Here is a 504-nt window from a genome sequence, read left to right as displayed (position 1 = left end):
CGCGAGGAAGCCCGTCAAGCTTCATTGATGAACCGCAGGATCTTCCGCGGAAGGCTTATCTCGCGGGACTCGACGACTAGCCGGCCGAAGAAGATCGCCACGATCCAGAGACAGGAACCGAACAGCCCTAGCGCTATTAGCTCGTGATGAGCGATCGGGTCTTGTACGAGAGCAGCAACGGCGACATGTGGCTTTTGGTACGCCACCCGGCTTCCAACACGCCAGTAGTAAAGCATCAGCCGAATGCAAACTCAGGGGGACAGACTTCGTACATCGAAATCGGCAAATTCCTGCGGGACGGTGCGAACGGTCCGGAGCACCAGGCGCTGCTCAACCTGATCGGAACGTTGATACGCGAATAAGGAGGACGCAAATGATGCGGGATCCTTGGACGGTAGCAGCCCTGTGCCCTTCCTCGTGATTGGGTGGATTCTCGTCGCGGAGCGTCCCCAAAAGAGCCCGGCATGGCTGCAAATGTCGCAATCCTTGAGTGCCGATCCTGAT

It is taken from the genome of Bradyrhizobium valentinum, from assembly GCF_001440405.1.
In the GTDB taxonomy this organism is placed as follows: Bacteria; Pseudomonadota; Alphaproteobacteria; order Rhizobiales; family Xanthobacteraceae; genus Bradyrhizobium; species Bradyrhizobium valentinum.
The sequence above is the reverse complement of the archived record's forward strand: the minus strand, read 5'-3'. Positions refer to the sequence as shown.